Annotated in this window: 1 protein-coding gene; it reads left to right on the plus strand. The window is 58.1% G+C overall.

The window, feature by feature from the left end; genetic code table 11:
* Positions 1 to 418, plus strand: a 418-nt coding sequence (locus EII42_RS13605) for a hypothetical protein (RefSeq protein WP_233558401.1), incomplete at its 5' end; no start/stop codon positions are given.
* Between the last annotated feature and the right edge of the window lie 172 nt (positions 419 to 590).

The following is a 590-nucleotide window of genomic DNA, read 5'->3' on the forward strand; positions in this document are numbered from 1 at the left end:
GTTGCCGCAGCTTTATGGTGGGGATCCGCTTAAGGGTGGGGAGCCGCGCGATGATTGGCGGTTGCCTAAGACTTTGCAGGGTTGGGCGTTGGATGATCAGATTTATGGATCGCCTAGCGAGTTGTCTGCGGGTGTGGCCTACGTGGATAGCGGTACGGACCCGAAGCGGGTTCTAAAATTTGAGATGCGTACTCTTGAACTGCCGGACATGTTCAACCGTTATCTGCGGCAGTTGGAGGGCGTGCATTACGTAGGGCGATTCACTTGTGGAAAGTCGGATCTTTCCAAGGACACGGAGTGTTTCGCCTATGCGGAGGATACCGTGATCGCGCTGCGGCCGACGGTTGGCAGGTTCACGGAGCAGGAGATGGTGGATGCGTTGGATGAGTTGGTGGATCATCTGTTGGCCACCAGGTGACGTTGGCAGGGTTTGCTGATGCGTAGGGCTTCGGGGTTATGGTTGGGGATCGTCGGCGGGTTGTTGGCGGTGTTGGTGGGCTTGCTGGTGGTGGTTGTGCTGCGGCCGGTTTCTCCGGGGACGTCTGTGGATGCTAGCGGTTCGTCTTCGTCGGCTTCGGCCCCGAAGTCTT

The organism is Tessaracoccus sp. OH4464_COT-324, assembly GCF_003932855.1.
Classification (GTDB): domain Bacteria; phylum Actinomycetota; class Actinomycetes; order Propionibacteriales; family Propionibacteriaceae; genus Arachnia.